Origin of the sequence: Streptomyces sp. MJM8645, from assembly GCF_001625365.1 — a bacterium.
Classification (GTDB): Bacteria; Actinomycetota; Actinomycetes; order Streptomycetales; family Streptomycetaceae; genus Kitasatospora.
Map to the genome: position 1 here is coordinate 5,608,238 of NZ_LJJF01000001.1, position 24,691 is coordinate 5,632,928.

General features: G+C 71.5%; 25 protein-coding genes. 15 read left to right on the forward strand and 10 right to left on the reverse strand.

Translation table 11 applies throughout. The features are described 5' to 3' along the window. Positions 1 to 45 precede the first annotated feature (45 nt). Positions 46 to 525, reverse strand: coding sequence for an RICIN domain-containing protein (locus A6F73_RS24065; RefSeq protein WP_063349688.1), 480 nt, complete (start codon positions 523 to 525; stop codon positions 46 to 48). Positions 526 to 568: 43 nt separating this feature from the next. Between A6F73_RS24065 and A6F73_RS41640 the strand changes: the two genes are divergently transcribed. The 5 genes from A6F73_RS41640 (at position 569) to A6F73_RS24085 (ending at position 4,696) form a co-directional block, all read left to right on the forward strand. Continuing rightward, positions 569 to 982, forward strand: a complete 414-nt coding sequence (locus A6F73_RS41640; RefSeq protein ID WP_159398530.1) for an RHS repeat-associated core domain-containing protein — start codon at positions 569 to 571, stop codon at positions 980 to 982. A 1,141-nt stretch (positions 983 to 2,123) separates the two neighbouring features. Continuing rightward, positions 2,124 to 2,318, forward strand: a complete 195-nt coding sequence (locus A6F73_RS24070) for a hypothetical protein (RefSeq protein WP_159398531.1) — start codon at positions 2,124 to 2,126, stop codon at positions 2,316 to 2,318. 46 nt (positions 2,319 to 2,364) lie between these two features. Beyond that, the gene (locus tag A6F73_RS24075) at positions 2,365 to 2,802 is read left to right on the forward strand and encodes a hypothetical protein (protein ID WP_159398532.1); all 438 of its coding nucleotides are present in this window, start codon (positions 2,365 to 2,367) and stop codon (positions 2,800 to 2,802) included. Positions 2,803 to 3,074: 272 nt separating this feature from the next. After that, positions 3,075 to 3,431: a type VII secretion target gene (locus A6F73_RS24080; RefSeq protein ID WP_159398533.1), complete on the forward strand. Its 357-nt coding sequence runs from the start codon at positions 3,075 to 3,077 to the stop codon at positions 3,429 to 3,431. Continuing rightward, positions 3,431 to 4,696 carry a hypothetical protein gene (locus A6F73_RS24085; protein WP_063349692.1) on the forward strand — a complete coding sequence of 422 codons (1,266 nt, stop codon included), beginning with the start codon at positions 3,431 to 3,433 and terminating at the stop codon, positions 4,694 to 4,696. The genes A6F73_RS24080 and A6F73_RS24085 overlap by 1 nt, the downstream gene beginning before the upstream one ends. A gap of 42 nt (positions 4,697 to 4,738) precedes the next feature. On the opposite strand, the gene A6F73_RS24090 is transcribed toward A6F73_RS24085, so the two are convergent. Together A6F73_RS24090 and A6F73_RS44125 are read right to left on the reverse strand one after the other, a co-directional pair. Next, a complete protein-coding gene (locus tag A6F73_RS24090; RefSeq protein ID WP_063349693.1) occupies positions 4,739 to 6,181 on the reverse strand; it encodes a M1 family metallopeptidase in 1,443 nt (480 codons plus the stop codon). A gap of 23 nt (positions 6,182 to 6,204) precedes the next feature. After that, on the reverse strand, positions 6,205 to 7,176 hold the full coding sequence (locus A6F73_RS44125) for a M20/M25/M40 family metallo-hydrolase (RefSeq protein WP_079136342.1): 972 nt from the start codon (positions 7,174 to 7,176) through the stop codon (positions 6,205 to 6,207). Between the two features lie 143 nt (positions 7,177 to 7,319). Between A6F73_RS44125 and A6F73_RS24100 the strand changes: the two genes are divergently transcribed. Genes A6F73_RS24100 through A6F73_RS24115 form a run of 4 tightly spaced genes read left to right on the forward strand, consistent with a single transcriptional unit; the run spans position 7,320 to position 11,386 of the window. Beyond that, complete coding sequence (locus A6F73_RS24100) at positions 7,320 to 8,081, forward strand: response regulator transcription factor (protein WP_063349695.1); 762 nt, start codon at positions 7,320 to 7,322, stop codon at positions 8,079 to 8,081. Then, a complete protein-coding gene (locus tag A6F73_RS24105) occupies positions 8,071 to 9,960 on the forward strand; it encodes an ATP-binding protein (protein ID WP_063349696.1) in 1,890 nt (629 codons plus the stop codon). Before A6F73_RS24100 ends, A6F73_RS24105 begins: the two co-directional genes overlap by 11 nt. 56 nt (positions 9,961 to 10,016) lie before the next feature. Further along, complete coding sequence (locus tag A6F73_RS24110; RefSeq protein WP_063351477.1) at positions 10,017 to 10,382, forward strand: PadR family transcriptional regulator; 366 nt, start codon at positions 10,017 to 10,019, stop codon at positions 10,380 to 10,382. Then, positions 10,379 to 11,386, forward strand: coding sequence for a hypothetical protein (locus tag A6F73_RS24115; protein WP_063349697.1), 1,008 nt, complete (start codon positions 10,379 to 10,381; stop codon positions 11,384 to 11,386). The genes A6F73_RS24110 and A6F73_RS24115 overlap by 4 nt, the downstream gene beginning before the upstream one ends. Positions 11,387 to 11,564: 178 nt before the next feature. Here the strand turns inward: A6F73_RS24115 and A6F73_RS24120 are convergent, their stop codons facing one another. The 5 genes from A6F73_RS24120 to A6F73_RS24140 all read right to left on the reverse strand — a co-directional run bounded on the left by A6F73_RS24120 (position 11,565) and on the right by A6F73_RS24140 (position 15,701). After that, positions 11,565 to 11,786 carry a hypothetical protein gene (locus A6F73_RS24120; protein ID WP_159398534.1) on the reverse strand — a complete coding sequence of 74 codons (222 nt, stop codon included), beginning with the start codon at positions 11,784 to 11,786 and terminating at the stop codon, positions 11,565 to 11,567. A 290-nt stretch (positions 11,787 to 12,076) separates the two neighbouring features. After that, entirely contained in the window at positions 12,077 to 12,847 is a 771-nt protein-coding gene (locus tag A6F73_RS24125) for an ATP-binding cassette domain-containing protein (RefSeq protein ID WP_107452943.1), read from the reverse strand. Between the two features lie 166 nt (positions 12,848 to 13,013). Beyond that, positions 13,014 to 13,817, reverse strand: coding sequence for a winged helix-turn-helix domain-containing protein (locus A6F73_RS24130; protein ID WP_159398536.1), 804 nt, complete (start codon positions 13,815 to 13,817; stop codon positions 13,014 to 13,016). Positions 13,818 to 13,936: 119 nt separating this feature from the next. Further along, entirely contained in the window at positions 13,937 to 14,566 is a 630-nt protein-coding gene (locus A6F73_RS24135; RefSeq protein ID WP_063349701.1) for a hypothetical protein, read from the reverse strand. Positions 14,567 to 15,281: 715 nt separating this feature from the next. Then, positions 15,282 to 15,701 carry a hypothetical protein gene (locus A6F73_RS24140; protein ID WP_159398537.1) on the reverse strand — a complete coding sequence of 140 codons (420 nt, stop codon included), beginning with the start codon at positions 15,699 to 15,701 and terminating at the stop codon, positions 15,282 to 15,284. A 329-nt stretch (positions 15,702 to 16,030) separates the two neighbouring features. On the opposite strand from A6F73_RS24140, the gene leuC reads away from it, so the two are divergent. From leuC to A6F73_RS24165, 5 genes are read left to right on the forward strand one after another with little or no spacing between them, the layout of a single operon-like run. After that, a complete protein-coding gene (gene leuC / locus A6F73_RS24145) occupies positions 16,031 to 17,431 on the forward strand; it encodes a 3-isopropylmalate dehydratase large subunit (RefSeq protein ID WP_063349703.1) in 1,401 nt (466 codons plus the stop codon). A 35-nt stretch (positions 17,432 to 17,466) separates the two neighbouring features. Further along, positions 17,467 to 18,150, forward strand: coding sequence for a 3-isopropylmalate dehydratase small subunit (gene leuD / locus A6F73_RS24150; RefSeq protein WP_079135953.1), 684 nt, complete (start codon positions 17,467 to 17,469; stop codon positions 18,148 to 18,150). Next, positions 18,147 to 19,346 (forward strand): pyridoxal phosphate-dependent aminotransferase, encoded by a 1,200-nt coding sequence (locus A6F73_RS24155; RefSeq protein ID WP_063349704.1) that lies wholly within the window; start codon positions 18,147 to 18,149, stop codon positions 19,344 to 19,346. Before leuD ends, A6F73_RS24155 begins: the two co-directional genes overlap by 4 nt. Beyond that, a complete protein-coding gene (locus tag A6F73_RS24160) occupies positions 19,343 to 20,371 on the forward strand; it encodes a TauD/TfdA family dioxygenase (RefSeq protein WP_063349705.1) in 1,029 nt (342 codons plus the stop codon). Before A6F73_RS24155 ends, A6F73_RS24160 begins: the two co-directional genes overlap by 4 nt. Positions 20,372 to 20,400: 29 nt before the next feature. After that, a complete protein-coding gene (locus A6F73_RS24165) occupies positions 20,401 to 21,687 on the forward strand; it encodes an MFS transporter (RefSeq protein WP_079135954.1) in 1,287 nt (428 codons plus the stop codon). Between the two features lie 69 nt (positions 21,688 to 21,756). Here A6F73_RS24165 and A6F73_RS24170 read toward each other — a convergent pair whose 3' ends face one another. Both A6F73_RS24170 and A6F73_RS24175 read right to left on the reverse strand, forming a co-directional pair. Then, entirely contained in the window at positions 21,757 to 22,401 is a 645-nt protein-coding gene (locus tag A6F73_RS24170; protein WP_063349707.1) for a response regulator transcription factor, read from the reverse strand. Next, positions 22,389 to 23,657, reverse strand: coding sequence for a sensor histidine kinase (locus A6F73_RS24175; protein WP_244293481.1), 1,269 nt, complete (start codon positions 23,655 to 23,657; stop codon positions 22,389 to 22,391). Before A6F73_RS24175 ends, A6F73_RS24170 begins: the two co-directional genes overlap by 13 nt. A gap of 298 nt (positions 23,658 to 23,955) precedes the next feature. Here A6F73_RS24175 and A6F73_RS24180 point away from each other — a divergent pair, with 298 nt between their 5' ends. Further along, entirely contained in the window at positions 23,956 to 24,690 is a 735-nt protein-coding gene (locus A6F73_RS24180; RefSeq protein ID WP_063351478.1) for an ABC transporter ATP-binding protein, read from the forward strand. Position 24,691 lies beyond the last annotated feature (1 nt).

Here is a 24,691-nt window from a genome sequence, read left to right on the forward strand (position 1 = left end):
CGGTTCGGTGCCCTGGTCATTTCAGACTTCCGTGGGCACCGGTGGTCAGCCCGCCTGGGCGCGCACCAGCCAACGCTGGTTGGCGCTGGCGGTGCAGGACCAGACCCCGAGTGTGGTGCCGTTCGCGTCCGCCCAGCCGGGCAGTTCGAGGCACTTGTCGGAGATCGGGTTGTAGAGCGTGCCGTCGTAGCGGCGGACCCAGGTCTGGGCGTCGTCGGCGGCGCAGGTCTGGAAGGACACCTTGGTGCCGTTGCCGGCCGGCTTGTCGTTGGTGGCGACGCACCGGTCGGTGCCGGAGACCTTGACCTTGTTGTCGATGGTCAGGTTGAAGTGCTGGGCGTTGCCGTTGTAGCAGTTGTAGAAGGCGACCGCCGTGCCGATGGAACCGCCCCAACTGTCGATGCACCTGCCGGGGTTGTAGGCGCTCTGGATCTGGACGCTGGAGCCGGCCGTGGCGAGCGTGTTGGCCTGCTGGTCGGTGAACGCGTACGGGTAGATCCGGACGTCGCTGACCGCGCCGCTCACGCGGCTGTCAGGCCCGGGGTACCGGGTGGTGGTCTCCCCGCCGATGTTCAGACTGCCGTTGGCCTTCCAGCCCGCAGGGACCTTCGACCGCTTCCTCAGCCCGGACCCACTGCCCCTGCCCAACGACCCGCAGCAGTGGAACGCTTACGTGTACAGCAACAATGACCCGGTCAACAAGACCGACCCCACCGGCATGGCCCTTGAGGTTTTCTGGGATGCCGATACCGGTGGCGCAACGTTTACCGTGATGCCGTCAACAGTGGCGGGGCATCACGATACGGTAATTGGCGGTACGTCGCGCCATCCGACTACGAGGAATGTCCGGGTGCCGCTGCAGATAGTTCCAGCGAAAGAGAGGGAGATCCTGGTCTGCTTGCAGTTCCGTTTGCGTCATCCCTCTTCTCGCCTTCGGGCCGTACCTACCAGAATGGCGGGTGTGTATCAAGGTGCTGATTAACAGATTTAATCGAGTCGGCCAGTGGTTCAGTCGGGCGCTGCTGAGATATCTTGCGGTGTGCGTGGCCCCCGTGTGCGTTTTTATGCTCGTTCTTTCGGCATTTGCGCCCGGAGGGCATGACGCCAATGGGTTCTCTCGAGCCGACTCTTTGGATAGCCTCAAGCTGCTGGCGCTCATCTCGCTCACAATAACTGTCCCCACACTGTTCTTTCTCTTTCTGGTCTCTTTTTGGGCGGCCAGGGGGAGGAATGTTCGGGGGGTGGCTGCCGTGTTGTTTGCTCTGCCCCCACTGCTCTATCTCCTTGCGGGTGCTTGGCCCTTCCTGCTGATGAGCGCACTCGGTGTGATCTACGCAATGGTAGTGATGCCCGCGCCTGCGCCTAGATCCTGATTTTGCGACATCTGGGTCCCCGGGCGCGTGATGCAAATCGGGGACCCAGATGTTTATTCTGGGCACTTACGGTAACTTCCCGTTCAATCCTGGTGGGGCTCATCGAGTAATCGCTCGGCGAGCCCGCCAGGAGTGGGGGATCATGGAAGGGAGGGGGGAGTGGCAGGAATCTTGGTGCTCACTCGAGTGTGTGCCGGTGGAAGGCATATGGCTTACCGTTTGTACGGTGGCCGCACTGCTGCTGGCAGCTTCGTGCGCGGTGGCTGACGATGACTGGCGTGGACGCCGGTCAAGGACCGTTCGCCCGACAGTAGTCCGTCGGCTGTGGATAGCCAGTAGGTCTGTGCCATGAGCGCCCCATCCGGTTTCCGGATGGGGCGCTCAGCTGACTCGTGGGGGTCGGTCCTCGGCATGGCCGTCAAGGCGATCCTGCGCTGACCTGTTCGGACTGTCGCGGATGGTGGCGCGTGACTTCTGCGGCGGCGGGGCGGTCTTCGGGACGGCCTCGCTGCCAGATCCTTTGATGGAGGGTGCGTGAAGGGGCGGCGAATTGTCCTGTGGAGTGTGCTCGGCGGGTTGCTGGGCGTCCTCGGATTGGGCTGGGCCCTGTGGGTGACGGTCCGACCTTCCGGGCCTGATGTGCCCGATCCGGTCGGACGGTGGGCCGGAGGAGCGGCGGCTGTCGAGCTTCTTCCGGAAGGGCGGGTCGGATCGGCACAAGTGCCGGCCCGCGTGTGCAGCGTTGCCTCGGTGGACCGGGAACAGCCGACGGAGATTGAGGGGCGCTGGAAGAAGTCGGTTCTCGATGACGTGGGGCCGGGGGTCTACGTGGACGCGACCCGGAAGGACGGGAGCGGTAGTTGTCGGTTCTGGCTGACGGCCGAGGAGAACGGGAAGGACCTGTGGGTGTTGGTCAGTCAGGGGTTCGTCATGAAGAAGGACTGAGATGTCGCGGTGGATTCGATTCCTGGCGGTATGGAACGGGGTGGGAGTGATCGGGATGCAGAGGCCGAGCCGGGTGCGTGGACGTGGGAGGCTGCCTGTTCTGGCTGTCTGTGTGGCGTCGGCTCTGCCGCTGGCGGCTTCGTGCACGGTGGCGAAGGATCCTGTCCCGGCTGTCATCGGGTCCTGGAAGGCGCCCGTTGCTTCGATTCAGTTCCTGGAGGGCGGCAAGCTCGGCGAGGTGAGTCTGCTCCCCGCCATGTGTCGTGGAAAGAAGTCCTCGACCGTGGTGAAGTTCACCGGCACCTGGAAGTACGGGACGCTTTCCGACGCCGGACCTGGTGCGGTCGCCCAATTGGTCTCCGTCGATGGTGATCTGAGGTGCGAGCGGTTCTTCCAGTACGTCAAGCGCCAAGGTGAGGAGCGGTTGGGACTGACCGATGCGGACGACGGCGGCGTGCCGTTCGCCGCGTTCGTTCGGCAGTAGGTCCGTTTCGAGAGCCGCCCCATCCGATGTGTCGGATGGGGCGGCTCTCGCAATGGAGCATGGGCGACGCGGGGTCCGGGGGCGTCCGGGGGCGTCAGGGGGGTGTCAGGAGTGGGGCGGTGATCGTTGGGATGTCGTCAAGAGTGGTCGAGGTCCGGGGTGGGGTCGGGTGAGGTGGGTGGGTGCCGAGTCCTCCGTTGCCTGATGTGCCTGGTCCCACTGGTGGTTACCGCAATGCGCCTACCGGGGTGCCGCCGTACGGCGGGCCGGCGGTGCCGCAGCTGCCGGCTCTGGACGGGACGCTGGTGGTCGACTTCGCGTTGGTGGGCAAGGCCGGGGCGGATGCAGGGCGGGCGGCCGACGGCATGGCTGCCGCCTGGACGGCGCTGAGTTCTGCGGCCCTGTCCGGCGCGGCGCCCTGGGGGGATGATCCGGCGCTCGGGCAGGGCTTCGACCAGGTCTTCGCCCAGCCGCGGGACGATCTGCTGAAGGCGGTGCAGGCGCTGCCGGACACCTTGCGCAAGCTGGCCGATGCCCTCGGCGCCACTCGCAGCACGTTCGAGAAGGCCGACGAGCATGCCACGGAACTCGCCTGGACGTTCCCGGTGCCCGGTAGCGGCGGCGCGTGATGGCGGTCGACGCCCCCAACGCCTCGCTGCCGGACGGGTTGCAGAACCTGCTGATGATCCTGGTGGGGAACAAGTGGCCCACGGGGAACGAGAGTGCGCTGCGGGCCGAGGCGGATGCCTGGACCGAGGCGGCGAAGTCGATCCGTGCCTGTGTCCTGGACCTGGCGGACGCCAAGTCCCAGCTCGACCAGGGTCTGAGCGGTGCCACCAGGGACGCGTTCGACGCCTATCTGGCCAGGCTCGCCGTCGCCGACGACGCCGCGCTGCCGCTCATCGCCCAGTGCTGCGACGCCGCCGCCGACGCGCTGCACAACCTGGCGAACCAGATCGAGACCCTGCGCATCGAGATCATCGGTGCGCTGGTGGTCCTGGCCGTTCAACTGGCCATCGACGCCGCGTTGTTCCTCTTCGGCGGGGCCGAGGCGGCGCCCGTGGAGATCGCCTTCACCAGGGCCCTGGTGTGGGCCTTCCTGCGCAAGGCGCTGATCAGTGCGGTGACTCGGGTCGCCGAGTCGGTGCTGGCCCAGGTGGGCTTCGACCTGCTGGCCCAGGTGATCGAGCTGGGCCAGGGCCACCGCACGTCGATCGACGGCGGCGAGCTGGGCACGGCCGCCGTCAACGGGGCGGTGGGCGGCGCGGTCGGTGTCGGTGCCGGGTGGCTCGGCAAGGGGCTGGGCAAGGGCCTGGGCAAGGGGCTCGGGAAGGGCTTCACCTCGCTGACCGGCAAGGAGGCCGGCGCGTTCGCCAAGGGCGCGGCCGGGCTGGTCTGGAACACCGGCTACGGGGCGCTGACCGGGATGGCCGAAGGCGCGGCGCAGGATGCGGTGTTCGGGTTGTCGGGCGACTACGTCTCCGGCGCGGCCAACGGCGCGTTCGCCGGGGCGTGGGGGTGGCGGCACGGGGTGATGAACCCCGGGAACAAGTTCTCCATCTCGCCGGGCGACCACATCGAGGGCTGGCTGAACGGCCGGCTGGAGGGCCCGCGCCCACCGCGCGGCGGTACGACGGGGGACGGCACGCCAGGGGGCGGCCCGTCGGAGATCGAGCTCGTCCCGGTCGGGGACCTGCCCCATGAGTTGCCGCCGCTGCCGCCGCAGGACACGGACCTCTCGGGCCTGTTCCACGAGATGGGCCACTTCCCGGCCCCCGTCGGCGACTTCAGGCCGACGCACGGCGGCACCTCGGTTCCGCACCGCCCGCAGCCGAGGACCGTCTCCGACATCGTCCTGGAGGAGCTCAGCCCGGGCGTGCGCCAGCCCTCCTGACGGGGCATCAGGAGGGCTGGCGTCGGCGCGGGGGCGGGGGTGTTACCGGCTGCCTGCCGGGGCGAGGGGGGCCAGGGGGCCGGGGTAGAGGTATTCCTTCGCCGGGATCGTGGTGCCGTGGGCCCAGGCGTCGAAGAAGCCCTTGAGGTCCTTGCCGGAGACCTTGGCGGCGAGGGCCTCGAACTGGGGGAAGGAGGCGTTGCCGTAGGCGTGGTCGGCGGTCCAGCGCTTGAGGGTGGCGAAGAACGTGTCGTCTCCGACGGTGCGCCGCAGGGCGTGCATCATCAGGGAGCCCTTGAAGTAGAGGGCCGAGGCGAGTTCCTTGCCCTGCCCGGGGTCGTAGAGCTTGGTGGACCAGTACTCCGGCTTGTTCCGGTTCTCCTCGACGCCGGGGGCGTAGAAGCCGGTGTCGAGGTTGCTGCCCTGGTGTTCGTCCCACAGCTGGTTGGCGTACTGGGCGACGCATTCGGCGATGCAGCCGTCGCGCCAGTCGGTGAACGAGACGCTGTCGCCGAACCACTGGTGGGTGATCTCGTGGACCGCCGCGGAGTCCCAGAAGTAGTTGGTGTAGGTGGGCCGGCTCTGGGTCTCCAGGTCCGGCGCGCCGGTGCCCGTCTCCTTGGTCCAGCTGCGGACGATGGCGCCCGCGGAGGAGAACGGGTACGGGCCGAACTTGGAGGCCAGGAAGGCGATGATCTCGGGCTGCTGGGCCTCGGTCGCCTTGGCCATGTCGTCGATCGGCACGTCCGGGCCGTAGGCGGTGATGACCGGCGTCCCGTCGGGCAGCGCCGAGCGGTGGACGGTGAACTTGTCGATGGCGACGGTGCTGAGGTAGGTCGCCATCGGCTTGTCCTCGCGCCAGCGGAAGGTCGTCGAGCCGTCCTTGCTGGTGGTCTGGCCGGGCCGGCCGTTGCCGATGGCGGTCCAGCCGTCGGGGACGGTCGCGGCGAGCGAGAAGGTGGCCTTGTCGGACGGGTGGTCGTTGGACGGGAACCAGGAGGTCGCCGAGTGCGGCTCGCCCATCGCGTTGACGCCGCCGGACACCAGTTGGTGCCAGCCCTCGGGGTCGGGCTTGCCCGCGTACACCACCCGCACCGCGAAGGTGGCGCCGCCGGCCACCCGGCGGGCGGGCACGATGTCCAGCTTGTGCGAGCCGGAGCGGGAGAACGACTTGGCCGGGGTGCCGTTCACGGTGACGGAGGTGACCTGGAAGCCCTTGAGGTCCAGGGAGAGGCGGTCCAGCGACTGCAGGGCCCGGGCGGTGACGGTGGTGTCGCCGTTCAACTGGTCGGGGTGCGCCGGGTCGTAGGCGATCCGGACGTCGTAGTTCGCCACGTCGTAGCCGGTGTTGCCGTCCTCGGGGAAGTACGGGTCCCCGATGCCGGCCGCTCCCGCGGGGGCGGCGGTCAGGGCGACGCCGAGGGCGGTGGCGGCGGCCACCAGGGTGACGGCCTTGCGGCGGTGGCGACTCAGCGGTGTGCGCATCTGTGGCTCCTGGGGGCGGGCGGTCAGGACCGGGGGGCGGCGGAGGCGGTGGCCGGGGCGGTGGTGGCAGGAGCGGCGGGCTTGGCGGGGGCGGGCTTGGTGGTGGCGAACTGCCAGACCACGCCGATCATGGCGTTGGTGCTGGTCGCCTGCGTCGCGGGGTCGACGTTGGCGAGGTTGTCGCACGCGCTGTGGATGCAGTCCGAGACGCCGCTGCTGAAGCCGGACGACGGGATGCCCGCGTCCCCGAACGGCTGGCTGTCGGAGCTGTCCAGCGGGATGTCGAAGGTGGCCAGGCCGCGGTCGGTGAACCACTTCTCGAAGGCCTGGAAGGCCGCGGTCTCGTTGTTCTTCGCGTCCTTCACCAGCAGGTACTGCTGGAGGTTCTTGCTGCCCGCCTGGTCGAGGTTGAGGTACAGGTCGATGGCCTTGCGGTCACCGGCGGACAGGTTCTTGACGTAGTCCGCCGAACCGACCATCCCCAGCTCCTCCGCCCCCCACCAGGCGAAGCGCAGGTGCCGCTCGGGCTTCAGCTTGGCCTTGGCCACCTGGAGGGCGGTGGTCAGGACGGCCGCCGAGCCGGAGCCGTTGTCGTTGATCCCCGGGCCCATCGTGACGCTGTCCAGGTGGGCGCCGGTGAGCAGCACGTGGTCGGGGTCGCCGCCCTGCCAGTCGGCGATCAGGTTGTAGCCGTCCTTGCCGTCGTGGGAGAAGCGGCGCAGCTGCGTCTGGAAGCCGGCCCGGTCCAGCGCGTGCTTCATGTACGCCACCGACTCCGCGTACCCCTTGGTGCCGTGCGCGCGGTTGCCGCCGTTGCGGTCCGCGATCCGCTGCAGGGCCTGGAGGTGCGGCATCACCTCGGCCGCCTCGACGGTGGGCGCGGCGGGGGCGGGCCTGCGCTCGGCGGCCGTCGCCGCGACGGCGGGGACGGTGGACAGCAGCAGGGCGGCCCCGAGGACGTGGGCGGCGAGGGACACCAGACGGCGGGAGGGCATCACGCGGGAGCCTTTCGGAGGCGGGGCCGGGGGGCTTCCCCCGGCGGACTCGACCCACCCTGGTCCGTCGATGTCAGGAACTTGTCGAGAGGCTGTCGGGAACCGGTAGGGGTGCTTCCGGAGGGCGACTTACGATCATCCTCATGTGCGCACATGTCGTGGTCGCCGAGGACGATCCCAAGCAGGCCGACCTGGCCCGCCTGTACCTGGAGCGGGAAGGGCACCGCGTGGTCGTCGTCCACGACGGCCGGGCCGCGCTGGAACAGGCCCGGCGCGGCCCGGCGGACCTCCTGGTCCTCGACGTGATGATGCCCGTCATGGACGGGCTCGACGTCTGCCGCGCCCTGCGCGCCGAATCCGCCCTGCCGGTACTGATGCTGACGGCCCGCACCGCCGAGGAGGACCTGCTGCTCGGCCTCGACCTCGGCGCCGACGACTACCTCACCAAGCCGTACAGCCCGCGCGAGCTTGTCGCCCGGGTCCGGGCCCTGCTGCGCCGCGGGTCCCGGCCGCTGGCCCCGGGAGCTCCCGCGCCGCCGGCCGCGCCCACCCTGCCGCCGCCCGCGCCGCCCGCCGCCGCGCCCTCGGCGGTGCTGACCGCCGGGGCCCTCACCATCGACCCCCTGCGCCACGAGGTCACCGCTGACGGACGGCCCGTCAGCTGCACGCCCGGCGAGTTCCGGCTGCTCCAGGTGTTGGCCGCCCAGCCCGGCCGGGTCTTCACCCGGGCCCAGCTGCTGGAGCACCTGCACGGCATCGACCGGTACATCACCACCCGGACCGTCGACACCCACGTGATGAACCTGCGCCGCAAGATCGAGCCCCAACCGCGGCGCCCCACCCGCCTGCTGACGGTCTACGGCATCGGCTACAAGCTCGCGGAGGGGCCGCGCGGTGCGTCGTGACGCCCCGCCGCGCCGCAGCCTGCTGGTCCGGCTGCTCGCCCTCTCCGCCCTGGTCTCGCTCTGTTCGATCGCCGCGACGGCCTGGCTGACCGCCCGCACCACGACGGGCGCGATCAGGCAGGAGCAGCGCCAGGTCCTCGCGGACCAGGCCCGGATCTACCACGAACTGCTCGGCTACGCCGCGACCCACCCCGACTGGACGGGTGCGGAGAGCACCGTGCGGCGGCTCGCCGCCGACACCGGGCAGCGCATCCTGCTGACCACTCCGCGCTTCGAGCCGGTCGTCGACTCCGCGGCCGCCGCACCCGGGTCACCGCCGTCGGCCGCCACCGCACCCGGGTCACCGCCCCCGGCCGCCACGCCGTCGGCGCCGCCCCCGGGCGCCGCCGACCGGACGGTGCTGCCCCGGACGCCCACCACCACCGTCGACCCGCTCTCCGTCGACCTCGCCATGCTGCCCGACGCCCCGGCCGACCGGATCGACGCCCGCGCCGTGGGCCCGTTCCGGCTGACGACCGCCGAGCGCGCGGCCATGGAGGAGGCCGCGCGGGACCGGGCCGGCTGCCTGCGGTCGGAACTGGGCGTCGAGGCGACCGTCACCGACGACGCCGTCGGCCGCCCCGTGGTGAGCGTCCCCGGTGGCCGGCCGCTCGGCGTGCGCTGCGCGCCCCCGCTGGTGCTGGACGCCCCGACCCGCACCGAGAGCGCCGCCCTCGCCGACCTCACCGCGCTCGTCAACGCCTGCCTGGAGCGCCAGCAGATCCGGCCCGTGACGCTGTCCCTGGGGCTGCAGTGGGCCCCGGCCCGCGACCGGGAGCAGGAGCAGGTGATCTCCGCCTGCCTCGCCAACTCCCGCCGGCAGCAGCTCGTCCGGTACGTGGCGCCGCCCGTGCTGCTGTTCGTCGGCGCGCCCGCCGGCGCGGCGGACCAGGCCCCCGCGCTGTCCGCCCCGCACCGCGGGCGGGTCGCCGAGGTCGCCGCGCTGGTGCTGGTGGTCACCGTGGCGATCACCACGATCGTCGGCCTGCGGCTCTCCCGGCCGCTGAACGCGCTCACCCGCGCCGCCCGGCGGATGGCCGACGGGGACCTCTCCGCCCGGGTGTCCGCGACCGGCCGCGACGAGATCGCCGGACTCGCCGCCGCCTTCAACGCCATGGCGCAGCGCCGCGAACAGCTGGAGGAACTGCGCCGGGCGATGGTCGGCGACATCGCGCACGAGCTGCGCACCCCGCTCAGTAACATCCGCGGCTGGCTGGAGGCCGTCGAGGACGGTGTCGTCACCGCCGACGGCGCCCTGACGAGTTCGCTGCTGGAGGAGGCCCTGCAACTCCAGCACCTGATCGACGACCTGCGGGACCTCGCCGACGCCGACGCCGGTGAACTGGCCCTGCACCGCGAGCCCGTGGACGTCGAGGACCTGCTGGTCCAGGTCGCCACCGCGCACGGCGCCCGGGCACAGGCGTCGGGCGTGGCCCTGGTCGTCGACACCGCCGACGCTCCAGCCGGGTGCGAGGTGTTCGCCGACCCGGTGCGCCTGCGCCAGCTGGTGGGCAACCTGGTCGCCAACGCCGTCCGGCACACCCCGGCGGGCGGCACGGTCACCCTGCGGACCCGCCCGGAGGCCGACGCCCTGCTGATCGAGGTCGCCGACACCGGTGGCGGCATCGCCGAGGCGGACCTGCCGTTGGTGTTCGAACGCTTCTGGCGGGCCGACAAGTCCCGCAACCGGCAGAGCGGCGGCAGCGGTCTGGGCCTCGCCATCGTCCGCAAGCTCGCCGAGCTCCACGGCGGCGGCGTCCACGCGGCCAGCAGCCCCGGCGCGGGGTCGGTGTTCACCGTGCGCCTGCCGGCTCCGGCGGCCGCCGGGTACGGGGGCTGAGCGGGCCGATAGCTAAATCATCGACATATGTTTGCCATTGATCTATGCTCACGGCCATGGCTAACCGTCAACTACAGGAGCCGACCCGGCTCGTGCTCACCGCGCTCGCCGATGCCCCGCGGCACGGCTACGCGATCGTCCAGGAAGTCCTGGCCATCTCCGACGGCCGGACCAAGCTGCTCACCGGCACGCTCTACACCGCGCTGGACCGGCTCCTCCAGCAGGGGCTGATCCGGATCGACCACGAGGAGGTCGTCGGTGGCCGGATGCGGCGCACCTTCGCCCTCACCGAGGACGGCCGGGACGTCCTGGGCGCGGAGACGGCGCGGCTGCGGGCCGGAGTCGTCGAGGCCGAGCGCAGGCTCGCGCTCGGGCGGGGGCCGCGCCTCGGGGCGCTCCGGCTGAGCGGCGGTGCGGCATGACCGCGCAGCAGGCCGGGGCGCTGCCCGGCAGGCTCCCGCTGATCGGCATCTACCCCGCCGCCTACCGGGCCTCGCACGGCGAGGAGATCGCCGCCGTCTTCGCCGAGTCCGTCGAGGGCGCCGACCGGCGCACCGTGCTGCGCGAATGGGTCACCCTGGCCGCGCACGCCGCCCGGCTGCGGACCCGGCTCAGCTCCGGCGACCCCGCGGGCCGGGCGCTCGCCGGCGCCGCGCCGTACCTGCTGGCCGGCGGGGCGGCGCTGGCCTTCGTCCAGCTGCTGATGGGCCTCTTCATCAGGGAGCCGCACTCCGAACTGATGGGCCTGCACACCACGGCCGCGTCCGCGGTGGGCGTGGTGCAGACCGTCCCCTGGCTCCTCGCGCTGCTCGGCGCCGGCCTCGGGCACTGGGGCGCCGCCCGTGTCCTGGTGCTGGTCGGCGTCCTCGCCCGGATCGGCGCCGCGGTCGGCTATTTCGTCCACCCGGCCGGGGTGCTCTTCCTGTCCCTCTACCAGCTGCCCCTCTGGCTCCTGCTCGGGGTGCCGCTGCTCATCGCCCCGCCCGACGGCGTCGACCAGCGCGTCCGCGCCCGGGTCGGGACGGTCGTCGCGGCAGGTGCCATCGTGCTGCCGATGAGCGCGCTCGTCCTCGCCTGGCCCTGGCGCGAGTTGGAGGACTACTCCGAGGTCATCTTCCCGCGCAGCACCCAGATGCTGCTCGACGCGTCGTCGGCCTGGCCCGCCGTGGTGATGGCGATCGCCTTCTTCGTCCACTTCGCCGCCCGCCGGCCCGACCGGCCGCGCGCCGTCGGCGTGGCGCTGGCCGCCCTCCCCTGGGCGGTCATGCTCCCCGCGCCCTACTACTGGGCGCTGCCGCGCGACCTCGCCGACCTCGGGCGCAACCTCGCGGTCGTGGTCGGTCTGCTGGCTGTCGCCGCCACCCTCGCCGCGTTCAGCCGCACCCTGGCCGCCTCCCGGAACCCGGAGCCGGTCGAGCCGGCCTGACCGCGCAGGCGGTGCCCCGAACTGACCGCCGGTGTCGGGCCGGCCGGTCCGAGGATCCCCGAGTCCCTTCTTCCGGAAGGGGCTCGGGGATCTTTCGGCGTCGGTCCTCGGCGGTCGGGCGGTCCGTCCTCGGCGATCGGCGATCGGTGCGCGGTGATCGGTGCACGGTGGCCGGTCCTCAGCGGTCGGCGGAGAAGCCGTTGATGACGCTCAGGGCGCTCAGGACGCCGAAGCCGCCGTCCGCGCAGACCGGTTGGAGCTGGACGTCGCCGACGATCTGGAAGAGCTTCTCGGCCGGGTCGGCGGCCGTGGGGTTGCAGACGGGCTGGCCGACGCAGTGGTGGATGGCGGCCACGCCGTCGCCGGTGACGGCGGGGGAGGCGGTGGTGCAGAAGGTCACCACGCCGATCTTCGCGGGGTTCGGCCCGTCGGGGTCGTGCAGCTTCCACGTGCCGGAGGTGGTGGAGGCAGCGACGTTGCCGCCGCACTGCCCCGCGGCGGCGGCGGGTGCGGCGGGCGGCGGTCCGGGATGCGCCGGCGCGGTGCGCGGGAGGGCGTACGGGGCGCGGGAGCCGCGACTGGGGAAGCGCTGTGCACCGCTTGACCGGGGGGCGCCGGGGAGGGCGAGGGGCGCCGGGGAAGGGGCGCCGGGGGCGCCCTGGGAGAGGGGCGCCGGGGAAGGCGGGCGGATCAGGTGGTCGAGCCTCTTCGGAGGTGCTGGAGGCAGTCGGCGATCTCGGCGGGGGTGGAGGGGCCGAGGGCGTCGGCGAGGCGGCCGTGGTGGAGGAAGACGACGCTGTCCGCGCACGCGGCGGCTTCCGGGTCGGTGGTGACGAGGACCGCCGTGAGGTCGAGGGCGCGGACCGCGCGGCGGAGTGAGGCGCCGATGGCGCGGGCGAGTTCGGGCGAGTCGTCGTGGCCGGGGGTGTCGACCAGCAGCAGGCGCGGGGAGCCGGCCAGCAGCCGGGCCAGCATGGCGTTGTGCTGCTGGACCCGGCCCAGTCTCCGGAGCGGCCGCCGCCAGAGCCACAGTCGGGTGACCCGACTGATCTGCCAGGCCTGGCGGCGGCCGAGTGCGGAAACGCCCGGGTCGACGAATTCACGAACCGTCACATTCGGGTGGACGGGCTCGTGTTGGCCCCAGAGTGCACCGACGGAACCCCGTCCACCGTCGGCCCAGTGGACCGTTCCGGTGGACGGGGTGGTGACGCCGGCCATGCACTCCAGGAGTGCTGTGGTGCTGGCGCGTTCGTCTCCCATGACGGCACAGAAGCGGCCTTTTCGTACGCCGAGTGAGAACTCGCGCAGGACCGCTGTGGGACCGTTCGTGCCCGGGTGGATTTTCGACACGTTTTCCAGCGTGACGGCACAGTCTGGGGCGGCTTCCCGCTCAGCTGGTCCACCTCCCATCATGAATCCGCTCCCAGGCTTCCGTAAATGATGCGTGCGGCGACAAGGCATCGTGCGTGCATGCCCAGAACCTACTCGCTCGTAATGGGTTTAGGCCATGCTGCCCGCATCCGTATGTATGGTGCACTTTCCTAGACCATCCGTGTCGGATCCAGATCGCTCCTCGGGGCGTGTTGCGGGTTCGTTACTTCGGGAATCGTCGGTATAGGGCGAATTGTCAGACGAGTGGATCCCCACGAAGAAGCGCCCCGCCCAGGGGGGTCAGGGTGTGGTGCACTTTGTTGAGCGAGCGCAGGGTGGTGATAAGGCCGGCCGCCCGCAGGACGGCGGTGTGCTGGCTCGCGGCGGCGGTGGAGATGCCCACCAGCTCGCCGACCTCGGTGGTGGTGCAGGTGGTCGTCAGTACCTGGAGGACGGCCGCCCGGGTGCGCCCCAGCAGGGCGCCCAGGGCCTGGTCGCCGTCGGGCGCCGGGTCCCACAGGTTCTCCCGGTCGCGCGGGACGGGGATCGGGTAGAGCAGCAGCAGGGGCCGGTCGCCCTGCTGTTCGACCAGGATCGGCGACCGGGAGAACAGGAACAGCGACGGTGCTATCTCCAGGCCGGTCGACTCCAGTTTGATGTCGTGCCCCGTCCCGGGGACCTCCAGCACCGGGGGGCGCCAGCGGATCGCCGGGTGCAGGGTGCTGAGCAACTGGTCGACGCCGCCGCTCATCATGATCTGGGCCCGGGCGTTCCGGTCGACTTCGAGCAGGGTCGACACCTGGTTCCAGTACGGCTCCACGGCGATCCGGTGGAATGTCTCCAGATCGCGCAGGACCCGCGGTCGGAATTCGTTCCCGGATCCGGCCGTGGAGGAATTTTCGAGAATTCGGTAGAGATCCGGGAAAGGGCGGACGGTGCGGGCGAGTTCGGCCAGCGCCCGGCCGTCCCGTTCACCCGCGACCCGGCGTCGCCAGGAATGGAAGACGGGGCCTCCGCCGCCCGTCGCGAAGGTTTCGAGGGCGCACAGCGCCTCTCTCATCGGATCCAGATGGGCGGCCGACGATACTTTGGCCAGGCTCGCCGGACTGAAGAATATGCGTCGCATTGCTGTTTTCCCCCTTGAAGTTCCGATGCTGTCGCGATCGGAGGTCATCGGTCTCAGGCCGGCATCGCTGCCGCTTCGATCACGCCCTCGGTCGCACAGTTCGGTCCGTCGGGGAGAATGGGGTAGAAGAGCGTCGGTCCGTCGGCAATGGTGTGGTCGTCCACCAGGACCGGGGAATCGGGTGCCAGGAAGTAGGACGGCGCAATGGTCAGCCCGACCTCCTCCAGTTGCACGTCCTCGTTCTGTCCGGGTATCTCCAGCGAGCAGGTGGAGAGCCGGACGGTCGGGTGAAGAGTGCTCAGCAGGCTGCGGGCGCCGCAGTCCTGGAGGATTTCCAGCCGCTTCTTCCGGTCGCTCTGAACGGTGAGGGAGATCACGTCCCAGTGCGGGGCGACCATGATGCGGTAGAAGGACTCCAGGTCCCGGAGCAGGCGCAGGTCGGCGCCGTTCCCGGAGTGCCGGGCGCGCCGGACCATGGTGTCCATGTCGGGGAACGGGCGGATGGTCCGGGCGAGTTCGACGAGCCGCTGGGTGGAGCCGAGCCGGTGGGTGGGACCCAGCCGGCGGGCCGGTCCGACGGGACGGGTTTTATGCCATCGGAGCCGGCGTTTCGCCTGGCGGTGCCGGGAAGAGAGCAGGTCCAGGGCGAAGAGTGATTCGCTGACCCAGTCCGGGGTCGGCATGATACGCGTTCTCAACAGGCTTGCCGACGTGAAGTGCAGACGTGGCACGAGTCCCCCATGAATGCCGTTGATGTAGGCGGGTCGGGAGCCGGGATCCACGGTGAGGTGGATGGTCGATCGTGCGTGACCGCAAGTTCGACATGGCCATGCCCGTTCCCGTACCGACTACGCTACGTGGCGCTTTAGGGGGGTGACAGTCGAGTCTTCGCCAGTTCGAAGGTGCAGTTCTCTGCACCTGATCCGGATAGCGGACTCGACTCGGTTCGGCCGCCCCCTGACGGGTCGTGTGACCCGTGGGGCGGGTGGGGTGAGAGAGGTCTGTGGGGCCGGAGTCGCGCCGGACGTGGGTCCGCGCTCTCGGCCTACCTGCCAAGAGCGCGGAAGTTCCTCAGGCGCGGATTCGATCTGCTCGTCAGATCGTGATAAGCACGTTGATCAGAACGCCAACGGCGACCACCGCGAGGACGACCCAGGGCCACATCGGGCGTTCCTTAGTGGGCTTCCAGCCGCTCGAATCGGGCATGACTGCTCCTGGCTTGTATTGGTACGGGGAGATTTACGGCCGGGCCCCCCGGAAGACGGGGGACCCAACGAGGGGCCCGGCCAAGGGAATCGGTGGGGGGAACTGTTAGTGCCCTGTTCACCGATTCCGGTCTGTGGTCACCGTGCGCTCGCTGGGAGCCTCAACGGTGACGCTGGTTCGGAAGCCCAGTCATCACGGGTAGTCGTGGTGGTCGAGGCAGGTCTGGCGCAGTTCCTTGATGCGGTCGTTCTGCTCACCGATGTATCCGACCACGGTGCGCACCGCACCCTTCTCGCGGATGTCGGCGTTGCGCATCTTGTCGGCGGTCGACTGGATCGCATTGCGGAGCTTGTCGTCCCCGGCCTGCTTGGCCAGCCCGTCGAGCTCGTCGGCCCGTGCCCGCATCTTCTTGCGGGCCTCCTCCACGTTGTCCGGGAACGGATCGGTGAAGGTCTTGCCGAAGATCTTCGCGCACAGCTCGATCCGGTCGGCGGCCTTGGTACTGACCTGGCAGGCGGACGTTCCGGCGCCGACCAGGAGGACGGCGGCCAGGGTCAGCACGACCGTCCTGCTCCGCCGGTGTCCGGGTTCGGCCCCGTGGCTCCTGCGCATCGGGTACATGCTTCCTCCCTGGGTCCCGTGGGATCCGATGATCTTCTGCCCGTCGTCCCGGCGTTGGTTCCGCCTTCGATGACTCCATCCTGAACCCGGGCGCCGCCGATTTCATGGGGGCTTACTTCCGATCCGAGGTGCAGTTCTCTGCACCTTTCTTCGTGCACGTGATCGCCTGTGCTGGGCGTTTTCGCACCGGCTTAAAGACGTGGTGGGCGGCGGGTGGCGCCATGGAGGCTGAGGTCCGTACGGCCGGGACGGCATGCGGTGGCCGGGGTTCCGCCCCAAGGCCGTAGTGCACGGACAGCGCAGGGGAGAGAGGGACGACGATGGGCCCAGCACGGACACTCGCGGAGAAGCTGTGGGAGCGCCACGTCGTGGCGTCCCGGCCCGGCGGACCGGACCTCCTCTACATCGACCTCCACCTCACCCACGAGGCCACCTCCCCGCAGGCCTTCGACGGGCTGCGGCTGGCCGGCCGCAGCGTCCGGCGGCCGGGGCTGACCCTGGCGCTGGAGGACCACAACGTCGCCACCACGGCGACCGCGGTGCTCGACCCGGTCAGCCTGGTCCAACTGGACACGCTGCGCCGCAACTGCGCCGAACAGGGCGTCGAGCTCTACTCGGTCGGCCACCGGCGGCAGGGGATCGTGCACGTCGTCGGACCCGAACTCGGCCTGGTGCAGCCCGGCATGACGATCGTCTGCGGGGACAGCCACACCGCCACGCACGGCGCGTTCGGCGCGCTCGCCTTCGGCATCGGCACCAGCGACGTGGAGCACGTCCTGGCCACCCAGTGCCTGGAGATCGGCCAGCCGCGCACCCTGGCCGTCGAGTTCACCGGCCAACTCCCCCCGGAGGTCGGGGCGAAGGAGATGATCCTCGCGCTGATCGCCCGGATCGGGGCCAACGGGGCGCAGGGCCACCTCATCGAGTACCGGGGCGACGCGGTGCGCGGGCTCTCCATGGAGGCCCGGATGACGCTCTGCAACATGAGCATCGAGGCCGGCGCCCGGGCCGGGATCGTCGCACCCGACGAGACCACCCTGGAGTACCTGCGCGGCCGTCCGCACGCCCCCGCCGGGGCGGACTGGGACGCCGCCGTCGCCGACTGGTCGACCCTGGCCACCGACCCCGGCGCCGTGTTCGACCGGACGGTCGTGCTCGACGTGGGCGGGCTCACCCCGCTCGTCACCTGGGGCACCAACCCCGCCCAGACCGTGCCGCTCGCCGCCGCCGTGCCCGACCCGCAGACCTTCGCCGACCCGCTCGAACGCGCCTCCGCGCAGAAGGCGTTGGCCTACATGGGCCTGCGGCCCGGAACCTCGATGCGGGACCTCGCGATCGACGTCGTCTTCGTCGGCTCCTGCACCAACGGCCGGATCGAGGACCTCCGCTCCGCGGCCGGGGTGCTGCGCGGGCGCACCGTCGCCGCCGGCACCCGGATGCTGGTCGTCCCCGGCTCGATGCAGGTGCGGGCCGAGGCCGAGGCGGAGGGGCTGCACGAGGTCTTCGCGGCCGCCGGCGCCGAGTGGCGGCTGCCCGGCTGCTCGATGTGCCTGGGGATGAACACCGACCGTCTTGAGGGTGTCGAGCGCTGCGCCTCCACCTCGAACCGTAACTTCGAAGGCCGCCAAGGGGCGCGGGCCCGCACCCACCTGGTGTCGCCCGCGGTCGCCGCCGCGACGGCGGTGGCCGGGCGGCTCGCGGCCCCGGCCGACCTGGCCTGACAGCGCCGGCCCGGCCGGAGAGAGGACAGCTGAGTATGGAACCCTTCGTCGAACACCACGGTCGCGCGGTCGCCCTGCGCCGCGACGACGTCGACACCGACCAGATCCTGCCCGCGGAGTTCTGCAAGCGGGTCACCAAGAGCGGCTACGAGGACGCGCTGTTCGCCCGCTGGCGCGCCGAGGACGGCTTCGTCCTGGAGCAGCCGCGCCACGCGGGCGCGACGGTCCTGCTGGCCGGCCGGGACTTCGGCATCGGCAGCTCCCGCGAGCACGCCGTCTGGGCGCTGCGCGACTGGGGGTTCCGCGCCGTCGTCGCCACCGGCTTCGGCGACATCTTCCGCCGCAACGCCCTCAACAACGGGCTCGTCCCGGTCGACCTGCCGACCCCCGTGGTCGAGGAGCTGATGGACCTCGCGGAGTCCGCCGAGGGCCTGCGGCTCACCGTGGACCTGCGGGCCGGCCTGCTGCGCCGGCCGGGCGGCGAGCACCCGTTCACGGTCGACGCGCGGGCCCGGGCCCGGCTGCTCGAAGGGCAGGACGTGATCGCGGAGACCCTGCTCAGGACCGGGGACATCGAGGCGTACGAGGCGGGCCGCCCGTCCTGGCTGCCCGAGATCCCGCGCGGCGCCTTCGACCTGGCCGAACAGCGGCTCCAGGACGAAGCGCCGCTCCAGACCGAACAGCGGCTGCGGACCGACGCCGCGGGAGTGAGCCGATGAGCGCCACCACGCACCATGACACCCCGGCCCGCCGCGCCCTGGGCGCCGAGCGGGTCGCCGGACTGCCCGGCGGGGGGCTGGCCGCGCTGCTGCTGGAGGGGCTGCCGCCGGACACCGTCGACCTCGCCGTCGGCACCCCGGCCTACCCCGACACGCCGCCCGGGCTGGTCGAGGCGGCGGTGACCGCGCTGCGGGCCGGCGTCCACCAGTACCAGGACCCGGCCGGGCTGGCGCTGCTGCGCGAGCGGATCGCCGCGGCCCTGCCCGGCGCCCCGGACCCGGGCTCCGAGATCACCGTCACCGTCGGCGGCAGCGAGGGGCTGGCCGTCGCCCTGCTCTCGTTCGTCGACCCCGGCGACGAGGTGATCGTGTTCGAGCCCTTCTACGAGAACTTCCTCAGCGCCATCGCCCTCACCGGCGCCCGCCCGCGCCCGGTCCGGCTGCGGGAGCCCGACTGGAGCGTCGACCCGGACGAGCTGGCCGCGGCCTTCGGACCGCGCACCCGCGCCGTCATCGTGAACAGCCCGGCCAACCCGACCGGCGTCGTCCTGGAGCGCGGCACCCTCGACCTGCTCGCCGAGCTGTGCCGGCGCTGGGGCACCGTGGTGATCTCGGACGAGGTGTACGCCGGGTACGTCTACGAGTCGGCCGGCTACCGCTCGGTCGCCGAGATCGAGGGCCTGGTCGACCGGTCCGTGGTGGTCGGCAGCCTCTCCAAGAGCCATGCGATCAGCGGCTGGCGGCTCGGCTTCCTGCGCGCGGCGCCGGAGCTCACCGCCCTGCTGCGCAAGGTGCACGTGGCCACCACCGGCGGCGCGGCGGCCGCGCTCCAGCACGCCGCCGCCAACGCGGACCTGCTGCTGCCGGAGCGCTGGGACCACGCGGCGGGGATGCGCGAGCGGCGCGACCGGACGGTGGCCCTGCTGCGGGACGCCGGCTTCGACTTCACGCCCCCGGCCGGCGGCTGCTACGTGCTGGCCCGGATCGACGGGCTGACCGACGAGCCCAGTCCGCGCTTCATCCGCACGCTGCTCGCCGAGACCGGTGTGCTGGTGGCGCCGGGCACCTCGTTCTTCGTCGATCCGGCCGATGGCGAGCGCTACGTCCGGATCGCCTTCAACCGTCCACTCCAGACCCTCGACACCGCTGCCGAGCGGCTTCGCGCCCGCAGCCCGCAGAAGGGAGTCACTCCGTGACAACCGCCATCAGCATCTCGACCGAAGCGCGGCACGACGGACTGGTCCTCGGGATCACCGCCGAGACCGCGGGCAACCGGCTGGTCGACCTCGGCAAGGAGCAGGGGGAGTTCATCCGCCGGCGGATCACCGAGCACGGCGCGGTCGTGCTCAGCGGCTTCGACTGGCAGGAGTGGCCGGAGCTGGACACCTTCGTCAACGCCGTCGTCGGCCGGCCGCTCGACTACACCGAGCGCTCCTCGCCGCGCACCGAGCTGCACCCCGGGGTGTTCACGGCCACCGACCACCCGGCGACCGAGGAGATCTTCCTCCACACCGAGCAGTCGTACAACCTGAACGTCCCGCGCTACCTGTTCTTCTTCTGCCGCCAGGAGTCGCCGGACGGCGGCGCCAGCCTGCTGGCCGACTGCCGCGCCCTGCACGCCGGGCTGCCCCGGGAGACCGCCGAGCGGTTCGAGCGCGAGGGCTACCTGCTCGTCCGCAACTTCCGCCCCGGCCTGGGCCTTTCCTGGCAGGAGGCGTTCGGCACCAGCGACCCGGACGAGGTCAAGGCCTACTGCGACGCCAACAGCATCGAGCTGGAGTGGCTGGAGCGCAACCACCTGAGGACGCGTCAGCTCCGCTGGGCCGTCGCCACCCACCCGGAGACCGGCGTCCGCTCCTGGTTCAACCACCTGACCTTCTTCCACGCCCGCACCCTGCGCGAGGACGTCGCCGACTTCCTGCTGGAGGAGTACGGCCCGTGGGGGATGCCCACCAACACCTTCTACGCGGACGGCAGCGAGATCCCGGACGAGGTCGTCCGGCAGCTCCAGGCCGCGTACCGGGCGCAGCAGATCGACGTCAACGTGCACACCGGTGAGGTCCTGATCGTGGACAACATCAGCGTGGCGCACGGGCGGGCTCCCTTCGTGCCGCCGCGTGACCTGTTCGTCAGCATGGCCGGGGCGCACGCGTGGTCCGAACTCCGCCCGGTGGAGCGGACGTCGGCGCCCGCGGTGGCGCTGCCGACCCCGCCGCAGTGACCTCGGGCAGTACGACGGCCGATGCCGCCGTGGCCGCGGAGCCGGGCCCGCCGCCGCTGTCCCGCAACCGCGAGTACAACGTGCTGTGGACCGCGAACATGGTCTCCCAGCTGGGGGCGCAGGGCACGCTGATCGCGTACCCGCTGCTGGTGCTCGGGCTCGGCGGCTCCGCCTTCGAGGCCTCGCTGGCCGAGTTCGCGATCGCCGGGTCGCGGGCGCTCGCGGCGCTCCCCTCGGGGGCGCTGGCCGACCGGGTCAGCCGCAAGACGCTGATGCTGGTCTCGGAGTTCGGGCGGGCCGCGGCGCTGGGCGTGCTCGCGCTGCTGGTGGCGATCGGGCACGCGCCGCTGGCGGCCATCGTGGTGGTGGCGGTGGTCGAAGGGGTGTGCACCTCGCTGTTCGGCACCGCCGACCAGGCGCTGCTGCCGAGCGTCGTGCCGTCCTCGCAACTCGCCGACGCCGTGACCCGCAACACCGCCCGCTACTACCTCGCGACCATCGTGGGCCCGGGGATCGGCGGATTCCTGTACGGCGTCCAGCGGTTGCTGCCGTTCGTCGCCCAGGCGGTGACCTCGGCGATCGCCTTCGTCACGCTGTTGTTCCTGCGGCTGCCGGCGCCGCCGCCCGCACCGGCGTCGTCGCCCGAGGGCGAGGGCGAGGGCGAGGGTGCGGACCGGCCCGAGGGGACGTTGCAGGCGATGGCGTCGGGGCTGCGCTGGCTGCGCGGCAACCCGGCGGTGCGGGCCACCGTGCTGTTCGGCACCGCCTTCAACCTGGTGTTCAGCGGCCTGCTGATCGCCGTGGTGGTGATGGCCCAGCAGGACGGGCGGTCCGGTGCCGAGATCGGCGCCATCGGCGCCCTGGTCGGCGCGGGCGGCGTGTCGGGTGCGCTGGCGGCCGGGCGGCTGCGCCGCTCGCTCTCGCCGTTCACGGCGCTCATGGTGCTGACCTGGGCCACCGCCGTGCTGGTGCCGCTGCTCGCGGTGGTGCCGACCGGCTGGCCGTCCGGGCTGGTGCTGGGCGCGGCCGCGTTCCTCGCACCCACCGCCACCGCCCTGGTGGCGGGTCATCAGATGATGGTCACCCCCGATGAGATGCGCGGCCGGCTGGCCGGCCTGATCGGGGTCTCGATGGGCGCCGGCGCGGCGCTCGGCCCGCTGCTGTGCGGGCTGCTGCTGGAGACGGTGCACGCCGTGCCCACCGTCCTGAGCTGTGCGGCGGCGTTCCTGCTGATCGCACTCGGCGTGACCGTCACCCCCGCGGTCCGCGCCTTCCCCGCCCTGCCCGACAACCGGGAGCACCCGTCCGGGAGTTGAGGAGGGGGACGCGGAGAGGGGCGGCGCCCGACCGGCGCCGCCCCTCTCCGCGTGTCCTGCTTTGGGCGTTCAGGCCCGCAGGTAGGTGAGCACGGCGAGCACCCGGCGGTGGCCGCTGTCCGGCGTGGGCATGTTCAGCTTGGCGAAGATGTTGCCGATGTGCTTGTTCACCGAACTCTCCGCGATGAACAGCATCTCGGCGATGGTGCCGTTGTTGCGCCCCTCCGCCATCAGCGCCAGGACCTCGCGCTCGCGCTGGGTCAGCGAGGACAGCGGGTCGTCGCCGGCCCGGCGGACCATCAGCTGCGAGATGACCTCCGGGTCCATCGCGGTGCCGCCGTCGGCGACCCGTTCCAGCGCGAGCAGGAACTCCTCGGCGCGCCCCACCCGGTCCTTCAGCAGGTAGCCGACCCCGGAGGCGCTCTGCGCCAGCAGCTCCGTCGCGTACGCCCGTTCGACGTACTGCGAGAGCACCAGGACGGGCAGGTTGGGCAGTTGCTTGCGGGCCTCGACGACGGCGCGCAGGCCCTCGTCGCGGAACGTCGGCGGCAGCCGGACGTCCACCACGGCGACGTCCGGGCGGTGTGCGAGCAGCGCGGGCAGCAGGTCGTCCCCGTTGTCCACGGTGACGCACACCTCGTGCCCCTCGCTGTTCAGCAGCAGGACCAGCCCCTCACGGAGCAGGGCGTTGTCTTCGGCGATCAGGATCCGCATGGAATCTCCACCTTCAGTACGGTCGGGCCCCCGGGCGGGCTGAACAGGTCGGTGGTCCCGTCGAAGGCGGCGACCCGGCGCCGGAGTCCGAGGATCCCGCTCCCCGTGCCCTCGGTGGCGCCGCCCTTGCCGTCGTCCTCGACCCTGATCGAGATGGCGTCCGACGCGATCCGCAGCCACACCAGCGCGCTGCGCGCCCCGCTGTGCTTCGTGATGTTGGTGAGCGCCTCGGAGATCACGAAGTAGGCCGCGGCCTCGGCGGCGGCGGGCGCGCGGGGCGCCGCGCCGGCCGACTCGTCGATGTCTATCCGGGTCGGGACCCCGCACAGCGCGGTGAGCGCCCGGACGGCGTCGGTCAGTCCGCGGTCGGCGAGCACCGGCGGGTAGATGCCGCGGACGAGGTGGCGCAGCGACTCCAACGCCTGCTCGGCGAGGTTCTGGGCCGCGTCCACCATCTCCGGGACCTGCTCGGGCCGTTGGCCGAGCGCGCGCTTGATCATGCCGAGCCGCAGCGAGACGGCGACGATGCCGGCCTGCGCGCCGTCGTGCAGGTCGCGTTCGATCCGGCGCAGTTCGGCGTCGTGCGCGTCGAGCGCCTCGGCGCGGGTCACCGAGAGTTCGCGGACCCGCTGCGCGAGCGCGACCCGGGGGCGGGCGGTCAGCAGCCGGCGGGACATCCGGGCGTGCACGAGGGCCAGCCCGCGCATCGCGGCCATCGCCACCACGGCGTAGCCGACGCCGATGAACACCGCGACGAAGGACTTCAGCCACGAGTCGACGTTCATCAGGATGATCGAGTTGCGCTCGCCCGACGCGAGCTTCCACCACACCGGTGCGGACAGCCAGTTGAAGGCGTTGCCGCAGATGCTCAGGGCGAAGATGCACAGGGCCGAGCCGACGACGCCGTGGGTGATCACCCAGACCAGGTCCTTGCGGACGGCCGGGTCGCGCAGGGAGGGCTTGCGGGGGCCGGTGCGGCCGGGCTCCAGGTCGCGGTAGGGCGTGCGGACCTCGGTCTCCAGCAGCCGGCCGACCCACCGGCGGTGGACCTCCGCGTACCTGCGCAGCACCCGCAGTGTCCTGGGCAGCAGCAGGAAGCCCGTTCCGACCAGGCAGAGCGCGAAGATGATGGCGATCAGGTAGAACAGCAGCAGCCCGGCGAGTCCGGTCATCAGGCAGAGCAGGACGTAGCCCGCGGCCGGAGGGAAACGGATCACCGTCTGGCGGACCCACTGCTCGGGTTGTAAGCGTCGCAACTCGGCAATGCTGGGGGCGCGCACGGCTCCTAAAACCCTCCGAGTCGTCATCCCGATCACCCTACCACCGTCCCAAATGCGGCGGTGGGTGGCACTTTTCTGCACCATCGACTCTCCAGTTCGTGCCCTGGTTCCGCACCTGCTCCAGGACTTACCTTCGTGAACGTCAAGTAGTGCGTGCGAGTGGTGGAGGCCGGAAGTGAGCAGAAAGGGACGCGGAGCGCGGACGGAGGAGTTCCAGAGCGCGGCCGCGGAGGAGGAGTACGCGGCGCCGCCGCGGCCGGACGGCAGTGCCGCTCTGGACGCCCACTGGGTCGTCCGCCTCGACGGGGTCCGGAAGACGTACGGCAAGGGCGCCGGGGCCGTGCACGCGCTGCGCGATCTGTCCCTCGCCTTCGCCCGGGGCACCTTCACCGCGGTGATGGGTCCGTCCGGGGCGGGCAAGAGCACCTTCCTGCACTGCGCCGCCGGGCTGGACCGCCCGGACGCCGGCTCGGTGGTGCTCGGCGGTACCGAGCTGGCGCAGCTGAGCGAGGTCGATCTGACCATCATGCGCCGGGAGCGGGTCGGCTTCATCTTCCAGGCGTACAACCTGATGGCGGCGTTGACCGTCGCGGACAACATCACCCTGCCGCTGATGCTGGCCGGCCGCCAGCCGGACCACCAGTGGTTGCAGCAGGTCGTGACGCAGGTGGGTCTCGCCGACCGGATGAGCCACCGGCCCTCGGAGCTGTCTGGCGGCCAGCAGCAGCGGGTGGCCATCGCCCGGGCGCTGGCGGCGCGGCCCGAGGTGGTCTTCGCGGACGAGCCGACCGGCGCGCTGGACACCCGCACCGCCAAGCAGGTGCTGACGCTGCTGCGCGAGGTCGTGGACAGCCTCGGACAGACGGTGATCATGGTGACCCACGACCCGATCGCCGCCTCCTACGCGCACCGCGTGGTGTTCCTCGCGGACGGGAGCTACGCGGAGGAGATGACGCACCCCACTCCGGACCGGGTGGCCGAGCGCATGACCCGGCTGGGGGAGTGGTGAG